This window comes from Ewingella americana (genome assembly GCF_006438725.1).
Taxonomy (GTDB): Bacteria; Pseudomonadota; Gammaproteobacteria; order Enterobacterales; family Enterobacteriaceae; genus Ewingella; species Ewingella americana_A.
Genome location: NZ_RCZD01000001.1, coordinates 623,495 through 641,311 on the forward strand (window position 1 = coordinate 623,495; position 17,817 = coordinate 641,311).

Consider the following 17,817-nt stretch of genomic DNA (forward strand, 5'->3'; position numbering starts at 1 on the left):
TTTTTACTTACTCAATATCATTCGAATTTCAGGATGAGAGTACTTTTAGGAATGACAATGGATACTGTTTACAACCGTCGGCGGATCAATGTGATCTCCTGGCTGAGCTACTTCTTTACCGGCGGGCTGGTTTCTACTCTCGGTATTGTTATCGGACCCGTAGCCACAGCGTTTAATAAAGACCCTGCCTTTATCGGCCTCATGTTTTCACTGATGAACATCGGCCTGTTCCTGCCGATCATGATCAGTGGCATCCTGATGCGTAAGTTTGATTTGGGCAAACAGCTGATCACCGGCTCAGTCATTTCCGTACTGACCTGTATCGCCCTGTTCCTGATGCCGTCGATCACGCTGTTTGGTATTGGCGTCTTCCTGATTGGTGCAACGGCGGGCCTGATGATGTCTATCGGCAGCTATCTGGTGGTGCGAATCAATGATGACCCGAAAAAACGTTCGGCCAACCTGATCTTCACCGACTTCTTCTTCGCGCTGTCCGGGATGACACTCTCTCTGGTGCTCGGCTTCCTGTTCAAGCATGGCGCAAGCTGGCTGGCGATGTACGGCATCATGGGGACACTGAGCCTGCTGATGATCCTGTTATGCGTCGGGCAGAAATTCCCATCCGTACCGCAACCGGAGAAAGTCGCCAAAAGCGATCGCGTGGCCAAAGAGCCGTGGGGCATTGCTGCGTATGTGCTTTGCTTCGCCCTGTTTGCCTTCGTGTTCAGCGAACTGGTCTTTACTCTGTGGATGCCAAGCTGGCTGCTGGAGCATTTCGGGCTGGATGCTGACCGCGCCGCGTTCTACATCACCATCTACTGGACGGTGAAGGCGATTGGTCTGTTCCTGAACCAGTTCACCGTGCGCTTTGTCAAACTGCGCACCTTCCTGCTGGTCTCTGCCGTGGTGGGCTTTATCAGCCTGAGCATTGTGACCCACAGTGAATCCACCTCGCTGGTGCTGATTGCCGTCGGCGTATTCGGTTTCTGTAACTCAGGGATGTTCTCCGGCCTGATGAGCTACGGCAGTTTGCAGGTGAAGAAATCACCGCCAACACTGACGTCAGCCCTGCTGACCACCGCTTCCGTCGGTACGCTGATTTTCGCCTCGTTTTCCTCTTTCATTCACCGCGAATTTGGCCTGTTCTGGGCACTGAATATCGCCACTATCTCTTACGTGATGCTGGTGATTGCGGTCATTATTGCGGGAATTAAGAGCAAAGCAGAAAAGATTAATCACGACGTTTCCGCGCACTAAACGACGCGGTGTGATGTTTGAAAACAGCCGCCGGGCTCATCCCCGGCGGTTTTTTTATGCGCTTTTTCCGCTCTCCAGCATCGCCAGAAAACGCAGCGCCACGGGTGTGACCGTCTCGGTCTGATAAATGGCGTAGAGATCGGCGGGAAGCCGCTCCTGCAGGGCGCAAAAACGCACGCCGGGCCAGTGAATACGCGCATAACTTTCCGGCAGCAGGGTGATGCCATAGCCGTTAGCCACCAGCGCCAGCGCGGTTTGCGGCTCATTCACCTGATGCCTGACCTTCGGTAAAAAACCGTGCTGACGGCAGCGGGCATAGAGATAACTGCCGAGGCTTGAGGCACTCATCGGCATCAGCACGAAATCTTCATGCTCCAGTTCACTCAGCCCGACACTGCTTTTCGCGGCTAACGGATGTTTATCCGGCAGCGCCAGCGCCACATTTTCATGGCCGAACAGCGTGCTGACCATGCCCGGCGGCAGCGCGGTATTGGCTTCACGCCAGATGCCGATATCAATACGATTTTGCTGAAGGGCATCAATTTGCTGGACCGGCGTCAGTTCGGTCAGAGACCAGCTGATTTCCGGCGCACCGGCAGTAAAAGCGTTCAACGCCGGCAATAGCGGGCCCCAGACGGCGGTCCCTACCGTACCAAACTGAATATGCCCCACTTCACCGCGACCGATTTTCCGTACGTGATGCAGCGACCGGTTGATGCCGTCGAGCATCAGCCCGGCTTCGCGCATCAGCGCTGCACCGGCAGGCGTCAGCGATACCGAACGCGTGGTGCGGTTAAACAGCGGCGTGCCGAGCAGTAACTCCAGCTCTTTGATGTGCAGGCTGAGCGGTGGCTGCGACATGTTCAGGCGTACTGCGGCTTTGCTGAAATTCAGCTCTTCCGCCACCACGCGAAAATAGTGCAGCAACCGCAGATTGATCTGCCCCAAATCAAAAGGGGAATCGGTAAAAGGTTTGGTCATCAACAGGTTTCCTGACAGGCTGACGGATTTATAGGGTTTCCCTATAAATAGGGTCCGATAACGGTATTAGACGTGATATGCCGCTCACCCTAGCATTGGAGGTAACCCAATCCTACCGTGAAAGACGAGAGAAGCGATCATGCTCAATAACCTAGACTTTAATAATCATCCTTTTGACTGCGCCGCATTAATCCGCCAGCGTGCGCCCGGCTTTATTCCACGCGCTGCGCTGATCCTCGGCTCCGGCCTTGGCGCATTATGTGACGCCATGACCGACGCCATCGCCATTCCCTATCACGAGCTGCCGGGCTTCCCGCAAAGCAGCGTGGTCGGCCACGCCGGTGAACTGGTGCTGGGTAAACTCGAAGGCGTGCCGGTGATGTGCATGAAAGGCCGCGGGCATTTCTACGAAGGCCACGGCATGTCCGTGATGACCAGCGCGGTGCGCACCTTCAAACTGCTCGGTTGCGAATTCTTACTGGCCACCAATGCCGCCGGTTCATTGCGAAAAGAGGTGGCGCCGGGGCGTCTGGTGGCACTGACTGACCACATCAACTTTATGCCTGAATCCCCACTGGTCGGCCCTAATGATGAACGCTTCGGCCCGCGCTTCTTCAGCCTGGCCAATGCTTACGACAAAGATCTGCGTACGCAGTTGCATCAGGTCGCCGGGACGCTCGGCATCGACGTGGCGGAAGGTGTTTTCGCCTCTTATACCGGCCCGAATTTTGAAACTCCGGCGGAGATCCGCATGATGCAAACCCTTGGCTGCGATGTTGTCGGTATGTCCGTCGTGCCGGAAGTGATTTCAGCGCGTCATTGTGGCCTGAAAGTGCTGGCCGTCTCGGCCATGACCAATTATGCCGAAGGGCTGTCAGACACCGTGCTGTCCCACGAGCAGACCCTGAAATGTGCCGCACTGGCGGCCGGTGATTTCACCCGTCTGATCCGCGCCTTCTTCGCCGTAATGGCCCGCGCAGAAAAATAAGGAGTCCGCCATGGAACAGACCTTCAACCGCCGGCGAATCAATATGATCTCCTGGTTGAGTTACTTCTTTACCGGCGCGCTGGTTTCCACTCTCGGCATTGTTATTGGTCCGGTGTCTGAAGCTTTTGGCAAAGACCCCGGTTTTATCGGCCAGATGTTTACCCTGATGAACATCGGTCTGTTCCTGCCGATCATGGTCAGCGGTCTGCTGATGCGTAAGTTTAATCTGGGTAAGCAGCTGATCACCGGTTCAACCGTATCCGTGCTGACCTGCATTGCGCTGTTTCTGATGCCGTCGATCACCATGTTTGGCATCGGCGTGTTTCTGATTGGTGCGGCGTCTGGGATCATGATGTCCATCGGCAGCTATCTGGTGGTGCGTATTAATGAGGATCCGAAAAAACGTTCAGCGAACTTAATCCTGACCGACTTCTTCTTTGCGTTGGCGGGGGTAGTGCTTTCGCTGCTGCTGGGTTATTTGTTCCAGCATGGCGCCAGCTGGCTGGCAATGTACGGCGTGATGGCGGTGCTGAGCCTGATGATGATCGTGTTATGTGTCGGGCAGAAGTTCCCTTCCATTCCGCAGGCGCCTGCAGCTTCTTCCACTCAGGCTAACCAGCCGCGCTGGGGAATGTCAGTGTGGGTACTCTGTTTTGCGCTGTTTGCTTTCCTGCTGGCCGAGCCGATTTTCACCATGTGGTTGCCGAGCTGGCTGAAAGAGCACTTCGGCATGGCCGCCGACCGCGCTGCGTTTTACATCACCACCTACTGGACGGTGAAATCCATCGGCCTGTTTGTGAATCAGTTCACCGTGCGTTTCATTAAACTGCGCACCTACTTGCTGATCTCCAGCGTGGTTGGCCTGGCGTGTCTGGCCGTGGCGGCCAACAGCAACCAGCCGGGGCTGATCCTGATTTGCGCTGGTCTGTTTGGTTTCTGTAACTCGGGGCTGTTCTCGGGGATCATGAGCTACGGCAGCCTGCAGGTACGCAACTCGCCGCCAACGCTGACCTCGGCGCTGCTGACTATCGGCACCATCGGCACGCTGATTTTCTCCACCCTGTCGTCGCTGGTCTACAGCCACTACGGTCTGTTCTGGGCGCTGAATACCGCGACGGTCTCCTACGTGTTCCTGCTGGTGGCGCTGATTCTGGCCTGCGTAAACAGCAAGGCCGAAGGGTTTGAGCAGCAGCCTGCGCACGGATAATACATATTTCGGGCATGAAAAAAAGGGAAGACCATGAAGTCTTCCCTTTTGCGTTCTTAAATCTGCGGGATTTTACAGCTGCGGTGCGCGCTGCAAGCTGTTCATCCAACCGGTGACGGGTTGCTGAATCAGGCGGCGGGCGCGGCCGTGGCGGCGCAAAATCAGGCCCTGATCCTGCATTTCACTCAGGTCACGGCGGATGGTTTCCAGGCTGACTTCCAACCATTGCGCCAGTTCACTGACCTGCACCACTTCATGCTGATCCACCAACCGGAGAATGGCTTGATGGCGGTTTTTTTTCATCACGATGCAACTCCCGTTGGCACTCGACATTTATTTGTGAACAAAGTCACAAAACTGACGGCAATCATACGCAGGTTTTCAGCTTAATTTTGGGATCGATCTCAATTTTTAGAAAAAAGCTGCGGCTTTTTTGCACCGGGAGATTTTTGGTCAGCGTGATTTCTCAGCCACTCTTTACTCTGACATAATAGCCGGATGCTTTTTGCCACGTTCCGCTGCCGTCTGGTGCGGAGGGCACCACAAGGAATTTAAGATGGAATTCAATACCGCCGGTTTGATCTCACTGCAGGACGCGCTGGACAAAATGCGCGCCCATACACCTGCTAAAACAGAAGAAGATGTCGAATCCTTGCCGCTGGCCGCCGCCGCCGGGCGCATCACCGCCGCGCCAGTGCGCTCACCGGTGTTTGTGCCACCGTTTGATAATTCGGCGATGGACGGTTACGCCCTGCGCACAACCGACCTGCACGACGGCGCTGTTTTTCCCGTCGCCGGTAAAGCCTTTGCCGGTGTGCCTTTCCACGGTGAGTGGCCAGCCGGAAGCTGTATCCGCATCATGACCGGCGCACCGGTGCCTCCGGGCGCGGATGCGGTGATCATGCAGGAACAGACCGAAGTGACTGACGCGGGCGTGCGTTTAACCGCCAGTGTGCGGCCAGGTCAGAACATTCGTCTGATCGGTGATGACATCAAACAGGGTGACAGTGTGCTGGCGCAAGGCGTGCGTCTGGGCGCTGCCGAATTACCGCTGCTGGCCTCGCTCGGCGTGGAGCACGTTGACGTGTACAAGCCGCTGAAAGTGGCCATTTTCTCCACTGGCGACGAACTGCAACCGGTCGGTACGCCGCTGCAGGAAGGGCAGATTTATGACACCAACCGTTTTGCTGTGCGCCTGATGCTCGAGCAGATCGGTTGTACAGTGCTGGATTTAGGCATCATCCGCGACGACCCGCAGGCGCTGCGTGCAGCCTTTGAACAGGCCAATGACTTTGCCGATCTGGTGATCTCCAGCGGCGGTGTGTCGGTCGGTGAAGCGGATTACACCAAGAAAATGCTCGATGAGTTGGGCGAAATTGGTTTCTGGAAACTGGCGATTAAACCGGGTAAACCTTTCGCTTTCGGCAAGCTGAAAAAAGCCTGGTTCTGCGGCCTGCCGGGTAACCCGGTTTCCGCTGCCCTCACCTTCTATCAGCTGGTGCAGCCGTTTATCGCCGGGCTGAGCGGTCATACGTCATGGACGATGCCGCCGCGTCTGAAAGCCAAAGCGACTACGCCATTTAATAAATCGCCGGGGCGTCTGGATTTCCAGCGCGGTATTTTCAGCACCAGCGCCAGCGGAGAACTGGAAGTGCGCACCACGGGTCATCAGGGTTCACACGTCTTCAGCTCGTTCAGCCAGGCCAACTGTTTTGTGGTGCTGGAACGTGAACGTGACCGCGTGTCCGCAGGTGAGTTGGTCGACGTCGAACCTTTTAACGCACTGCTGCGGAGCTGAATATGACGACGCTGCCGGAACTGACCGACGCCGAAACCCTGCGCTATAACCGCCAGATCGTGCTGAAAGGGTTCGATTTCGACGGGCAGGAAAAACTGAAAGCCAGCCATGCGCTGATTGTCGGGCTGGGCGGCCTGGGCTGCGCTGCGGCGCAATATCTGGCGGCCGCCGGGATCGGATCCCTGACGCTGCTGGATTTCGATACCGTGTCGCTGTCTAATTTGCAGCGCCAGACGCTGCATACCGATGCCCGTATCGGCATGAGCAAAGTGGCCTCGGCACAGCTGGCGCTGAAAGCGATTAATCCGCATGTGGCCATCACGCCAATTGACCGTCAACTGGATGACGCAGCGCTCGCCGATACTATCCGCCGGTGCGACGTGGTGCTGGACTGCACCGACAACGTCGCCACCCGCGACCAGCTTAACCGCGCCTGTTTTGCGTCGAAAACGCCGCTGGTTTCCGGCGCGGCTATCCGCATGGAGGGCCAGCTCAGCGTCTTCACCTATCAGCCCGACGAACCCTGTTACCGCTGCCTCAGCCGCTTGTTTGGCGAGAATGCCCTGACCTGCGTGGAAGCCGGTGTGATGGCACCGCTGGTCGGCACCATCGGCAGTTTGCAGGCCATGGAAGCCATCAAACTCTTGACGGATTTCGGGCAAGTTCTCCACAGCCGTTTGCTGATGTTTGATGCAATGACGATGCAGTTTCGGGAAATGAAACTGATGAAAGATCCGCGGTGCGAGGTGTGTGGGGGGCATTGATTCGCTGAATTTTGAGTATAAAAAAGTCCGCACGTTCGCGGACTTTTTTATTATGCAACACAGTAATCCCCAAAATCATTCGCGTTGAATCACAAAACCTGCTGCAAGCAGGTTTTGAACGCTGCTTACAGCGGCCCCTTTAGGGGCGAGGCCTGGAAATAGGCCTCGTAACGCGGCAACCGGATAAACCCCGGGAGCATACATCAGTATGTGACCGGGGTTCGTGAAGGCAGCCAACGCAGAGTCAACGCGAAGGATGAAGCAGGTTTAGTCGTTGATGCCCTGGCTACGCAGATAGTCTTCGTAGTTACCGGAGAAGTCGATGATTTTAGTCGGCGTCATTTCGATGATACGGGTCGCCAGTGAGCTGACGAATTCACGGTCGTGGGAGACGAAGATCAACGTGCCTTCGTACATTTCCAACGCCATGTTCAGCGACTCGATGGATTCCATATCAAGGTGGTTGGTCGGTTCATCCATGATCAGGATGTTAGGACGCTGCATCATCAGTTTCCCGAACAGCATGCGGCCTTTCTCACCACCGGAAAGCACTTTCACTTTCTTCTTAATGTCGTCCTGACCGAACAACAGACGGCCTAAAATGCCGCGCACTGCCTGTTCGTCATCTTTCTCGGACTTCCACTGGCTCATCCAGTCGAATACGTTCAGAGAGTCGTCGAATTCATATTCGTGATCCTGCGCGTAGTAACCGATTTTGGCGTTTTCAGACCATTTCACCGAACCGCTTTCCGGCTCATGCTCACCCACCAGCGTTTTCAGCAGGGTGGTTTTACCGATACCGTTGGCGCCCAGAATGGCAATTTTCTCGCCCACTTCCAGCATCAGGCCAAGATTTTTAAACAGCGGGCCGTTATCAAAACCTTTGGTGATTTTTTCCACTTCCAGCGCATTACGGAACAGTTTCTTGTCCTGCTCAAAACGCATGTAAGGGTTCTGACGGCTGGACGCTTTGATTTCGTCGAGCTGGATTTTGTCAATCTGACGGGCACGGGACGTCGCCTGCTTAGATTTTGAGGCGTTGGCACTAAAGCGGCTGACGAAGGATTGCAGTTCAGCAATCTGTGCTTTTTTCTTGGCGTTATTGGCGCTCAGAAGTTCACGTGCCTGCGTTGCCGCCGTCATGTATTCGTCATAGTTACCCGGATACACGCGCAGCTCGCCGTAGTCCAGATCCGCCATGTGTGTACACACCATGTTCAGGAAGTGACGGTCATGCGAAATGATGATCATGGTGCTGTTACGTTCGTTCAGCACCTGCTCCAGCCAGCGAATGGTATCGATGTCCAGGTTGTTCGTCGGTTCGTCGAGCAGCAGAATTTCCGGGTCAGAGAACAGTGCCTGCGCCAGCAATACGCGCAGTTTAAAGCCCGGTGCGATTTCGCTCATCAGGCCGTAATGTTGTTCTACCGGAATGCCAACGCCGAGCAGCAGTTCGCCCGCGCGAGATTCCGCACTGTAGCCGTCCATTTCGCCGTATTCGACTTCAAGGTCTGCCACTTTATAACCGTCGGCTTCGCTCATTTCCGCCATCGCGTAAATGTGGTCACGCTCTTCTTTCACGGCCCACAATTCAGCGTGGCCCATGATCACGGTGTCCAGCACGCTGAACGCTTCAAAGGCGAACTGATCCTGGCGCAATTTACCCAGACGCTCGTTCGGGTCAAGTACCACGTTGCCGCCTGATGGCACTAAGTCGCCACCAAGGATCTTCATGAAAGTGGATTTACCGCAACCGTTAGCGCCGATCAAACCGTAACGGTTACCGCCGCCAAATTTCACGTTAATATTTTCAAATAACGGCTTGCTGCCGAATTGCATGGTGATGTTGTAAGTACTTAACACAACGCTCGCTCTTAATTAGGAATGTGATTTGGCGCGCATTATGCCACAACGGCGCAAGGAGATCGCCTGTTGGGGTGGTTGTTTTTCAGGCAAACCTCTTCACATCGGTAACTTTTTGTTAATTTTAGCCGGATGCATGTTCTGGCGCTTTGCATTACACTGCGGCTCATGAAAAAAATCCGTCTGTTGATTCTGCTTATTCTTAGCATCACGCTGCCTTCTTTAGGGCTGGCGTCGGTGAATTTGATGGCGCAGTGTTCTACGCTGACGGAAATGACTACCAGCGGGCCGACGGCTATGCCGGGCATGTCCGCGATGACCGACTCTCCTGATGACTGCATGACACCAAAAAGCGACATGTCGTCAAAGGGCAAACAGCAAGGCGGCCAGAACTGTAAGTTTGGCGCTAACTGTAATCTCAGCACGATCCTGACCTCTTTCGTTCCCCTGACATTATCTTCCCCCTATCAGGACAACGTCTTACCGACGCCTGAAACTCCGTTCTCCCCGGCCCTTGAAGGCCAATGGCGCCCTCCCCGGTCCGTCTGATTCTTATCGATAGTTAACGCCGTTTGGCCTGTAGCTGACGGAAAAGGTATGCCTTGGTGCGTGCCGTTACTTTCATGGAATCAATACGATGTCCTTCAAATCGATCTATGTCCCTGCGCAGCTTTTGCTTGCGGGAATAACCCCGTTCGCCCATGCCGCGCCGCTGACCTTCAGCTACGCGGTGAGCAGTGCGTTGCAGCAATCTCCCGAACTCTCTGCCAGCCGGACTGGCATTCATTCCGCACAGGCAGCGGCTATTCCTGCCGGAGCCTTGCCAGACCCAAAATTGATCACCGGCCTCGACAACTTCCCGGTCTCCGGCCCGATGGCAAACTCCCTGACCGAAGAATCCATGACCATGGAGAAAATTGGGTTGATGCAGGAATTTCCCAATTCAGCCAAGCGCGATGCCCGCGAGGAGGTCGCCAGCGCGCAGATCCAGCAGGCGGGTTCACAGCACAGCATCTTGCAGGTTGATGTCGCGCAGGGCGCTGCCTTAGCCTGGCTCAGCCGTTATTATCTCGAACAACAGCTTGGGCTTTTACAACAGCTGGAACATGAAAATGGCTTGCTCGGCACAGCGTTACAAGCACAGATCGTATCGGGGCGAACGCCCCTTGCCGACGTACTGAATGCCGACGAAAAACAGGCCGAACTGGCCGACCGTGAAGACCAACTTCAGCGGGATCTGCGCACCGCCACAGCCAGTCTCAGCCGTTATATTGGCGCGGACGCACAACAGCCACTGGTGGGCAGCGCGCCGGACTTACCGGTCGATGCGACGAGCTATCTGAAAACCTTGCATAACACGCCAAAGATTCAGGCATATAACAGTGAGACGGCGAAAGCGAAGGCTGAGCTGCGTGCAGCCCAAGCCGAGAAAAACCCCGACTGGAGTGTCGAACTGGATTACCAAAGGCGCGACCCGCAGTACGGCAACATGGTGTCGGTGCAATTTACCGTCGGCCTGCCGGTGTTTGCCGCCAACCGTCAGGATCCGATTATCGCGGCCAAAACCCTCGACCTGACGCAGGTCGGTGAACTGCGTGATGCCGCCATCCGCCAGCAAACCAATCAACTTAATAACGACCTCGCAGAGTACGCCACCCTCACCCGCCAGATTGAACGTATCGACCAACGCTGGCTGCCGCTGGCCCGGCAGAAAGTCACGCTATTGAACGCAGGTTACTCGCGCGGTACCAGCGATAGCGCCGCACTGATCAATGCCCGCAGCGCCGTGCTTGAACAGCAAATCCGCAAAGTCGGGCTGCAAAGTGAACGTGCACAACGGGCAGCGGCCCTCTATTACACCTTTGCAGGAGTGCAACAATGAAACGGAAACCCTTTCAACTGGCGGCTCTGGCTGTGGTTTGTCTTGCTGCGGGTGGCGCGACAGGTTATTGGTACGCCAACACGCAGACGGTCCCCCCGCACGATAGTATCGCCAAAGACGCGGCACCCACCGGGGGCAAAGTCCTCTACTGGTATGACCCGATGGCCCCGGCTCAGCATTTTGATAAACCGGGAAAATCCCCGTTTATGGATATGCCGTTAACGGCAAAATACGCCGACCAGACAACCCCGGATAACAGCGTGCGCATTGACGCTGGCATGGTACAGAACCTGGCCATCCGCTTGGCGACGGTGACCCATAGTCAGGTCGAAAACCGTGTCAGTGCGGTCGCCAACGTGGTACTCAATGACCGCGATGTCGCGATTGTGCAGGCGCGCAGTAATGGCTTTGTGCAACACAGTTATCCGCTGGCAGCAGGCGATATCGTGAAGGCAGGGTCACCGCTGGTGGACTTATTGATGCCAGACTGGGCCGGTGCGCAGGGTGAATACCTGGCGATGCGCAGCACCGGGGACACCGCACTGACCAACGCGGCTAAACAGCGGCTGTTACTGCTGGGGATGCCACCGTCCCTAATACGCCAGGTGGAACAAAGCGGCAAACCGCAGCCGGTCTTTACCCTCACTGCGCCGATCACAGGCGTGATTCAGTCTCTCGATGTCCGCCAGGGAATGGCCGTTGCCAGTGGGAATACGCTGGTGACACTCAACGGTATTTCCTCCGTATGGCTGGATGTCGCGGTGCCTGAAGCGCAAGGCGCGCAGGTGGTGTTGGGCCAACCGGCACAGATAATTTTCCCGGCTTATGCCGGAAAAACGTTTACCGGCAAGGTCAGCGCCATTTTACCCGTCGCCGACGCCGCCAGCCGGACCCTGAAAGTCAGAGTGGAACTGGCTAACCCTCAACAACAGTTCAGACCGGGCATGTTTGCCCAGGTCAGTTTGCATAACAGTAACGCGCTGGAAAACCTCACCGTACCGAGCGAGGCGGTGATCCACACCGGTCTGCGCGATGTGGTGATCGTTAGCGAAGGAGATCACCATTTTTCCCCTGTTGAAGTGCAAATAGGGCCTGACGCTGCGGGAAAAACAGCGATTCTCTCCGGCCTGACTCAAGGCCAGCAGGTGGTGGCGTCCGGCCAATTCCTGATTGACTCAGAAGCCAGCCTGCAAGGTGTTCTTGGCCGGATGGGCAGTGCTGAAAATCAGGGGAATCAGCCATGATTGCACTATTGATTCGCTGGTCAGTCGCCAACCGGTTTCTGGTACTGATGGCAACGCTGTTTATCGCCGCTGCCGGTGTCTGGGCCATCAACACCACGCCAGTAGATGCCCTGCCCGATCTGTCCGATGTTCAGGTGATCGTCAGGACCAGTTACCCGGGCCAGGCGCCACAACTGGTTGAAAATCAGGTGACCTATCCACTGACCACCACCATGCTCTCGGTGCCGGGGGCACAAACCGTGCGCGGTTATTCCTTCTTCGGCGACTCTTTTGTTTACGTGATTTTCAAGGAAGGCACCAATCTGTATTGGGCGCGTTCGCGGGTGCTGGAGTACCTCAGCCAGGTGCAGTCACGCTTACCTGCCGGAGCCAAACCCGCCCTTGGACCTGATGCCACGGGTGTCGGCTGGATTTATGAATACGCCTTGGTCGATAAAAGTGGAACTCACGATTTAAGCCAGTTGCGCAGTTTGCAGGACTGGTTCCTGCGCTTCGAATTGAAAAGCATCCCAAATGTGGCCGAAGTGGCCAGCGTCGGCGGCATGGTGAAGCAGTATCAGATTGTGCTCGACCCGGTAAAAATGGCCGCCTATCGTCTGCCTCAGCAGGCGGTGATCGCTGCCGTACAGCAGGCCAATCAGGAGGCCGGTGGATCGGTGGTCGAACTGGCGGAAACGGATTACATGGTCAGGGCTTCCGGCTACCTGAAAACCCTGGATGATTTCCGGCTGATCCCGCTCGGTGTCGTAAATGGCATTGCGGTTACCCTCGGGGATGTTGCCAGAATACACATCGGCCCGGAACTGCGTCAGGGCGTGGCCGAACTTAACGGTCAGGGGGAAACCGTCGGTGGCGTGATTATTCTGCGTTCCGGCGAAAATGCCCGCACCACCATTGCCAGCGTGAAACAGAAACTCCACGAGTTACAGCGCAGTTTACCCACCGGCGTCGAAATCGTGCCGGTGTATGATCGCAGTAAGCTGATTGACCGCTCCATCGATAACCTCAGCCATAAACTGATCGAGGAGTTTGTCGTCGTGCTGCTGGTTTGTGCGCTGTTTTTATGGCACTTCCGCTCAGCGCTGGTCGCTATCATCTCGCTGCCGCTCGGTATCATGATCGCCTTTATTCTGATGCGCATTCAGGGGATCAACGCCAACATGATGTCTCTGGCAGGTATCGCCATTGCCATCGGGGCGATGGTCGATGCCGCTATCGTGATGATCGAAAACGCCCACAAAAAGATTGAACACTGGACCCACGATCACCCCGGCGAGAAGCTCGAGGGGCAGGCGCATTGGGAAGTGATCACCGAGGCGGCAACCGAAGTTGGCCCCGCGCTGTTCTTCAGTTTGCTGGTGATCACCCTTTCGTTTATCCCTGTCTTCACACTCGAATCGCAGGAGGGCAAACTGTTTGGCCCGCTGGCCTTCACCAAAACCTACGCCATGGCGGGTGCTGCCCTGTTGTCGGTGACACTGATCCCGGTACTGATGGGCTACTGGATACGCGGCCGCATCCCCGATGAGCGCCGCAACCCTATCAATCGCGGCCTGACCCGCGTCTACCGGCCAATGCTCAATGGGGTACTCACCCACCCTAAACTCACACTGCTGCTGGCGGCCCTTATTCTATTGACCACACTATGGCCGCTCAGCCGCATCGGTTCGGAATTCATGCCCGCTATTGATGAAGGTGACTTGCTGTATATGCCGTCGGCCCTGCCGGGCCTTTCGGTATCTAAAGCGGCCGAACTGCTGCAACAGACCGACCGGCTGATCAAAACCGTGCCGGAAGTGCAGAGCGTCTTTGGCAAAGCCGGACGGGCGGAAAGCGCCACCGACCCGGCACCGGTGGAGATGTTTGAAACCACCATTCAGTTCAAACCCCGCGACCAGTGGCGCCAGGGTATGACGCCGGAAAAACTGGTGAAAGAGCTGGACAGCATCGTGAAAGTGCCAGGTTTAGCCAACATCTGGGTGCCGCCGATCCGCAACCGTATCGACATGCTGGCCACCGGGATTAAAAGCCCGATCGGCGTGAAGATCTCCGGGCCGACGCTTAGCGCGATCAACAGCACGGCACAGGCCGTGGAACGGATCGCCAAAACCGTGCCGGGCGTGAATTCTGCGTTAGCGGAGCGCTTAGCCGGTGGCCACTATATTGACGTCGATATCAACCGGGCCTCTGCCAGCCGTTACGGACTGAATATCGCTGACGTGCAGGCGATTGTCTCTTCGGCTATCGGCGGGGCAAATATCGGCGAAACCGTCGAGGGGCTGGCGCGTTATCCGATCAACCTGCGTTATCCGCGTGAAACCCGTGACTCACTCGGCGGATTGCGCGAGCTGCCCATTTACACGCCGTCAGGCCAGCAAATCACCCTTGGCATGGTGGCGACGCTGAACGTCAGCGAGGGGCCACCGATGATCAAAACGGAAAATGCCCGTCTTTCTGGGTTGGTCTATATCGACGCCAACAACAGCGATATTGCTAACGTCGTCGAGACGCTGCGCCATGCGGTTAATCAGCAATTGCAACTCGCGCCCGGCGTCAGCCTCGAATATGCCGGGCAATTTGAATACCTGCAACACGCGTTACAACGTCTGAAACTGGTGGTTCCGGCAACGCTGGCCATTATCTTCTTCCTGCTCTATCTGATCTTCCGCCGGGTGGAAGAAGCGGCGCTGATCATGCTGACCTTACCTTTTGCCATGATTGGCGGTATCTGGCTGCTTTATCTGCTCGGCTACAACCTGTCGATAGCTTCTGGCATTGGCTTTATCGCGCTGGCCGGTGTTTCGGCGGAATTTGGCGTGATCATGCTGGTCTATTTGCGTCAGGCTATGAGCGTGCACAACCCACACAACCTGCCGCTGACGGCGTCAGAAATGGATGCCGTTATTCGTGAAGGGGCCACCTTACGCGTCAGGCCAAAAGCCATGACGGTGGCGGTGATCCTGGCCGGGCTGGTGCCGATTTTACTCAGCAGCGGCACGGGCTCCGAAGTGATGAGCCGCATTGCAGCACCGATGGTCGGCGGCATGATAAGCGCCCCGCTGCTGTCGATGTTTCTTATACCCGCGCTCTGGCGTTTGCTCGCAGAACGTGAATTCTCTGGACGTAAATCCTCAGCCTCTTTGCAGGCTACCCGTTCCCATGATCTTAATAAGTGAAGGAAATATCATGTCTAACATCATCAATATCATCGCTCTCTCAGTGCTGTTTGCCGCTGCTGCTCCGGTAATGGCCGCAGACACCAGCATGGCCGGTATGCAAATGGCAGACACACCGGCAAAAAGTGATACCGCCAATGCCAGCGGTGTGGTGAAAAAAATCGATACGGCAGCAGGCATGGTGACGCTGCAACACGGCCCGATTCCGGCCATCAACTGGCCAGCCATGACCATGGGTTTTAAAGTGGCGGATCCGGCATTGCTGAAGAATATTAAGGAAGGGGAAACCGTCGATTTCACCCTGAAAGCAGAAAATGGCAATGAAGTCGTGATGGCGATTCAGGCTAAGAAATAGCGCCATAAAAAAACCCGGCAATGCCGGGTTTTCATTTTTGAACTTTGCGGGTGAGATTAGAAGCTGTAACCGATCACGCCGTAGTAACCCCAACCGGTGGACTTCACGTCGAAGTTACCGTTGCCGAAGTTCAGCTCAGCACCGTCTTGCCACTGGCCGCCGTTATGGAAGTAACGCGCCACGAACGAGTAATGCCAATGCGTATAGTTCAGCGCAAGGATGTGGCTGGACGCAACAGAGTTACTTGAACGTGCCTGACGCCCATTAACGTCATTGAAGCCGCCGTCGCCCAGATCAGAACCCCAGTCGAAGTTGGTGAACCCGATGTAGCTCAGGCTACCGCCCCACAGCTGAGTTAAGGGTACGAAGTATTTCACTTTGAAACGGTAACCATCCCAGCTGTTTTCATTGGCTGCACCGTAGTTTTCCCATTGGTATTTCGCATATACGTTCAGGGAGAGACTCATTGGCAGATGAGTATCAATATCAGTACCCAGACCCATGAACCAGGTGTTCTGGCGGTTATCGCTATCCGGCCCCATATCGTAGATATAGTTGTTGGCGAAGTACCACTCTTTGAACGGGCCGAAGCTCAGATCGGTGTTGGTCATTTTATCGATAGAGAAGCGCGGTTCAATTTCCATAAACATCGGGGAACCGTTCTTATCCCAGATACCGGTGTCGTTGCCATTACCGGCGCCGAAGGTTTTTGGAATATCGATGTAGCCGTAGAAATCAAACCAGTCTTTGTGTGCGAAGGCTTCATATTCGAGGTAGACGTCGTTACGAATGGTTGGTCCGAAACGGGTATCGGCGCTGCCGACTACGTTAACGCTCTGATGCCACCAGTCGGAAACGAATTCACCCTTGGTGTCATCAGCCAGCACAGTCGCGCTGTAAGACAAAGCTAAAAGTGCGCCAGCTGCAATAATTTTATTTTTCATTTGTTTACCAGAAGCGGGTTAGGAAGCAACTCCCTGCCAGAAGGAGACAATTTTTTACGAAACATTCAGCGTCTGAATATTTATTCAGGGCCACTGCCTGCTTAAAACCGTAATTGGCGTGCCACATCACTACGCATAAAAAAGAATCTGAAACTGTGACCTGCAACCGATTGCCATGCCTTAATACAAAGGTTGAGCAAATACCAGCCACCTAAGATCAGATTCAACGTTTGATAGCTAATAAATAGATTTGGTCAAGGTTTGTCAATTTCTGTTTCATTCCGATACATAGTTTGTGTGATGAGAGTCACACAAAATTCACATATTGCTGATAAGGACGTTTCTTATACCGCTCGATATCGATTGTGCAAAATGCGTACAATTGACAATTGTCGTGCTATTATTATGACAATTAGCGAAAAAAGGAGTCCATCATGCAAACCAAAATTTCCGAGCTGCATTCCAAAAATCCCCCCGTGCCTGCAATGCGCCTTTGGCAATCTGCGGGGCTTCCCGCAAGTGGTGGAATAAGTTTGATCAATGCCATACAAAAGGGATTTTCAGTTGATAGTATTCATCGCCTAAACGCCGAACTGGGATGGTCAAAAATGGCTTTGCTGGAAATCATGGGAATAAACGAACGCAGCTTTGCACGCCGCAAAGCGGAGAACGGTCTGCTGAAAACCGACGAAAGCGAACGCGTCGCACGCCTGATCCGAATCGTGGATGCGGCCACTGACTTATTCGAAGGCGACCGCAGCGCCGCGCTCGACTGGATACGCCGCCCAGCTCCGGCGCTTGGTGGTGTTCCACCGGTAGAGATGCTGGCCTCAGAGGCGGGTGCGCTGGAAGTGAATCGCCTGATTGGCCGTCTGGAATACGGGGTCTTTGGGTGAGGCTATATCGCATAGTGAAAACCAAACATCTGGCGACAGCCTGGTCGGGTTCCGGCGCGCAACTTTATGGCGGCCGCTGGAACCCACCCGGAAAACCGGTGGTATACCTCGCCACCAGCATTTCACTGGCCATACTGGAAATCATGGTGCATCTGCAAAGTAGCCTGTTGTTACAGGCCTATACGCTGCTGAGTATCGATGTACCCGATGAGATGCTGCCCTCGCTCGATACATCAGCACTCAATACCGACTGGAAAGATCCGTCGCCGCCTGACAGTACGCAAAATTTGGGGGAAGCCTGGTTACTGGCCGGGGAAAGTGTCGGATTAAGAGTGCCGTCGGTGATTGTACCGAGCGAATTCAATGCCATTATGAATCCGCAACATGCCGATTTCGCCGCCCTGCTTGAGACAGTAAAAACAGAAGCGATGATATTTGATCCGCGCCTGACCTGACGGCCAG

The 17,817-nt window shown here is 55.1% G+C and carries 16 protein-coding genes; 12 read left to right on the forward strand and 4 right to left on the reverse strand.

The genetic code is table 11. The annotated features are described in order from the left end of the window. Window positions 1-57 precede the first annotated feature (57 nt). Window positions 58-1,257, forward strand: a complete 1,200-nt coding sequence (tsgA, locus tag EAH77_RS02685; RefSeq protein WP_140470241.1) for an MFS transporter TsgA — start codon at window positions 58-60, stop codon at window positions 1,255-1,257. Window positions 1,258-1,311: 54 nt separating this feature from the next. On the opposite strand, the gene EAH77_RS02690 is transcribed toward tsgA (EAH77_RS02685), so the two are convergent. Continuing rightward, window positions 1,312-2,238 carry a LysR family transcriptional regulator gene (locus EAH77_RS02690; RefSeq protein WP_140470242.1) on the reverse strand — a complete coding sequence of 309 codons (927 nt, stop codon included), beginning with the start codon at window positions 2,236-2,238 and terminating at the stop codon, window positions 1,312-1,314. Between the two features lie 139 nt (window positions 2,239-2,377). Between EAH77_RS02690 and xapA the strand changes: the two genes are divergently transcribed. Continuing rightward, the gene (gene xapA / locus EAH77_RS02695) at window positions 2,378-3,226 is read left to right on the forward strand and encodes a xanthosine phosphorylase (protein ID WP_140470243.1); all 849 of its coding nucleotides are present in this window, start codon (window positions 2,378-2,380) and stop codon (window positions 3,224-3,226) included. A gap of 10 nt (window positions 3,227-3,236) precedes the next feature. Continuing rightward, a complete protein-coding gene (gene tsgA / locus EAH77_RS02700) occupies window positions 3,237-4,433 on the forward strand; it encodes an MFS transporter TsgA (RefSeq protein WP_140470244.1) in 1,197 nt (398 codons plus the stop codon). A 72-nt stretch (window positions 4,434-4,505) separates the two neighbouring features. Here the strand turns inward: tsgA (EAH77_RS02700) and EAH77_RS02705 are convergent, their stop codons facing one another. Beyond that, on the reverse strand, window positions 4,506-4,736 hold the full coding sequence (locus tag EAH77_RS02705) for a DeoR family transcriptional regulator (RefSeq protein WP_140470362.1): 231 nt from the start codon (window positions 4,734-4,736) through the stop codon (window positions 4,506-4,508). Window positions 4,737-4,989: 253 nt separating this feature from the next. Here EAH77_RS02705 and moeA point away from each other — a divergent pair, with 253 nt between their 5' ends. Both moeA and moeB read left to right on the forward strand, forming a co-directional pair. Beyond that, window positions 4,990-6,231, forward strand: coding sequence for a molybdopterin molybdotransferase MoeA (gene moeA / locus EAH77_RS02710; RefSeq protein WP_140470245.1), 1,242 nt, complete (start codon window positions 4,990-4,992; stop codon window positions 6,229-6,231). Window positions 6,232-6,233: 2 nt separating this feature from the next. Then, entirely contained in the window at window positions 6,234-6,995 is a 762-nt protein-coding gene (gene moeB, locus EAH77_RS02715) for a molybdopterin-synthase adenylyltransferase MoeB (protein ID WP_140470246.1), read from the forward strand. A gap of 267 nt (window positions 6,996-7,262) precedes the next feature. On the opposite strand, the gene EAH77_RS02720 is transcribed toward moeB, so the two are convergent. After that, entirely contained in the window at window positions 7,263-8,858 is a 1,596-nt protein-coding gene (locus tag EAH77_RS02720) for an ABC-F family ATPase (protein WP_140470247.1), read from the reverse strand. A 168-nt stretch (window positions 8,859-9,026) separates the two neighbouring features. Between EAH77_RS02720 and EAH77_RS02725 the strand changes: the two genes are divergently transcribed. The 5 genes from EAH77_RS02725 (at window position 9,027) to EAH77_RS02745 (ending at window position 15,515) form a co-directional block, all read left to right on the forward strand. Next, entirely contained in the window at window positions 9,027-9,407 is a 381-nt protein-coding gene (locus tag EAH77_RS02725; RefSeq protein WP_140470248.1) for a hypothetical protein, read from the forward strand. A gap of 88 nt (window positions 9,408-9,495) precedes the next feature. After that, a complete protein-coding gene (locus tag EAH77_RS02730) occupies window positions 9,496-10,740 on the forward strand; it encodes a TolC family protein (RefSeq protein ID WP_140470249.1) in 1,245 nt (414 codons plus the stop codon). Then, on the forward strand, window positions 10,737-11,984 hold the full coding sequence (locus tag EAH77_RS02735; RefSeq protein ID WP_140470250.1) for an efflux RND transporter periplasmic adaptor subunit: 1,248 nt from the start codon (window positions 10,737-10,739) through the stop codon (window positions 11,982-11,984). Before EAH77_RS02730 ends, EAH77_RS02735 begins: the two co-directional genes overlap by 4 nt. After that, window positions 11,981-15,160 carry an efflux RND transporter permease subunit gene (locus EAH77_RS02740; RefSeq protein WP_140470251.1) on the forward strand — a complete coding sequence of 1,060 codons (3,180 nt, stop codon included), beginning with the start codon at window positions 11,981-11,983 and terminating at the stop codon, window positions 15,158-15,160. Before EAH77_RS02735 ends, EAH77_RS02740 begins: the two co-directional genes overlap by 4 nt. 10 nt (window positions 15,161-15,170) lie before the next feature. Further along, window positions 15,171-15,515 carry a copper-binding protein gene (locus EAH77_RS02745; protein ID WP_161985760.1) on the forward strand — a complete coding sequence of 115 codons (345 nt, stop codon included), beginning with the start codon at window positions 15,171-15,173 and terminating at the stop codon, window positions 15,513-15,515. Between the two features lie 56 nt (window positions 15,516-15,571). Here the strand turns inward: EAH77_RS02745 and EAH77_RS02750 are convergent, their stop codons facing one another. Then, complete coding sequence (locus EAH77_RS02750; protein ID WP_140470253.1) at window positions 15,572-16,459, reverse strand: nucleoside-specific channel-forming protein Tsx; 888 nt, start codon at window positions 16,457-16,459, stop codon at window positions 15,572-15,574. Window positions 16,460-16,893: 434 nt separating this feature from the next. Between EAH77_RS02750 and parS the strand changes: the two genes are divergently transcribed. Next, window positions 16,894-17,355 carry a type II RES/Xre toxin-antitoxin system antitoxin gene (gene parS, locus EAH77_RS02755; RefSeq protein ID WP_140470254.1) on the forward strand — a complete coding sequence of 154 codons (462 nt, stop codon included), beginning with the start codon at window positions 16,894-16,896 and terminating at the stop codon, window positions 17,353-17,355. Continuing rightward, window positions 17,352-17,810, forward strand: coding sequence for an RES family NAD+ phosphorylase (locus EAH77_RS02760; protein ID WP_140470255.1), 459 nt, complete (start codon window positions 17,352-17,354; stop codon window positions 17,808-17,810). The genes parS and EAH77_RS02760 overlap by 4 nt, the downstream gene beginning before the upstream one ends. Window positions 17,811-17,817 lie beyond the last annotated feature (7 nt).

Bases quoted from the DNA above. Each gene is read 5' to 3' on its own strand.
- tsgA (WP_140470241.1), top strand. From the start codon at position 58: ATGGATACTGTTTACAACCGTCGGCGGATCAATGTGATCTCCTGGCTG.
- EAH77_RS02690 (WP_140470242.1), bottom strand. From the start codon at position 2,238: ATGACCAAACCTTTTACCGATTCCCCTTTTGATTTGGGGCAGATCAAT.
- xapA (WP_140470243.1), top strand. From the start codon at position 2,378: ATGCTCAATAACCTAGACTTTAATAATCATCCTTTTGACTGCGCCGCA.
- tsgA (WP_140470244.1), top strand. From the start codon at position 3,237: ATGGAACAGACCTTCAACCGCCGGCGAATCAATATGATCTCCTGGTTG.
- EAH77_RS02705 (WP_140470362.1), bottom strand. From the start codon at position 4,736: ATGAAAAAAAACCGCCATCAAGCCATTCTCCGGTTGGTGGATCAGCAT.
- moeA (WP_140470245.1), top strand. From the start codon at position 4,990: ATGGAATTCAATACCGCCGGTTTGATCTCACTGCAGGACGCGCTGGAC.
- moeB (WP_140470246.1), top strand. From the start codon at position 6,234: ATGACGACGCTGCCGGAACTGACCGACGCCGAAACCCTGCGCTATAAC.
- EAH77_RS02725 (WP_140470248.1), top strand. From the start codon at position 9,027: ATGAAAAAAATCCGTCTGTTGATTCTGCTTATTCTTAGCATCACGCTG.
- EAH77_RS02730 (WP_140470249.1), top strand. From the start codon at position 9,496: ATGTCCTTCAAATCGATCTATGTCCCTGCGCAGCTTTTGCTTGCGGGA.
- EAH77_RS02735 (WP_140470250.1), top strand. From the start codon at position 10,737: ATGAAACGGAAACCCTTTCAACTGGCGGCTCTGGCTGTGGTTTGTCTT.
- EAH77_RS02740 (WP_140470251.1), top strand. From the start codon at position 11,981: ATGATTGCACTATTGATTCGCTGGTCAGTCGCCAACCGGTTTCTGGTA.
- EAH77_RS02745 (WP_161985760.1), top strand. From the start codon at position 15,171: ATGTCTAACATCATCAATATCATCGCTCTCTCAGTGCTGTTTGCCGCT.
- EAH77_RS02750 (WP_140470253.1), bottom strand. From the start codon at position 16,459: ATGAAAAATAAAATTATTGCAGCTGGCGCACTTTTAGCTTTGTCTTAC.
- parS (WP_140470254.1), top strand. From the start codon at position 16,894: ATGCAAACCAAAATTTCCGAGCTGCATTCCAAAAATCCCCCCGTGCCT.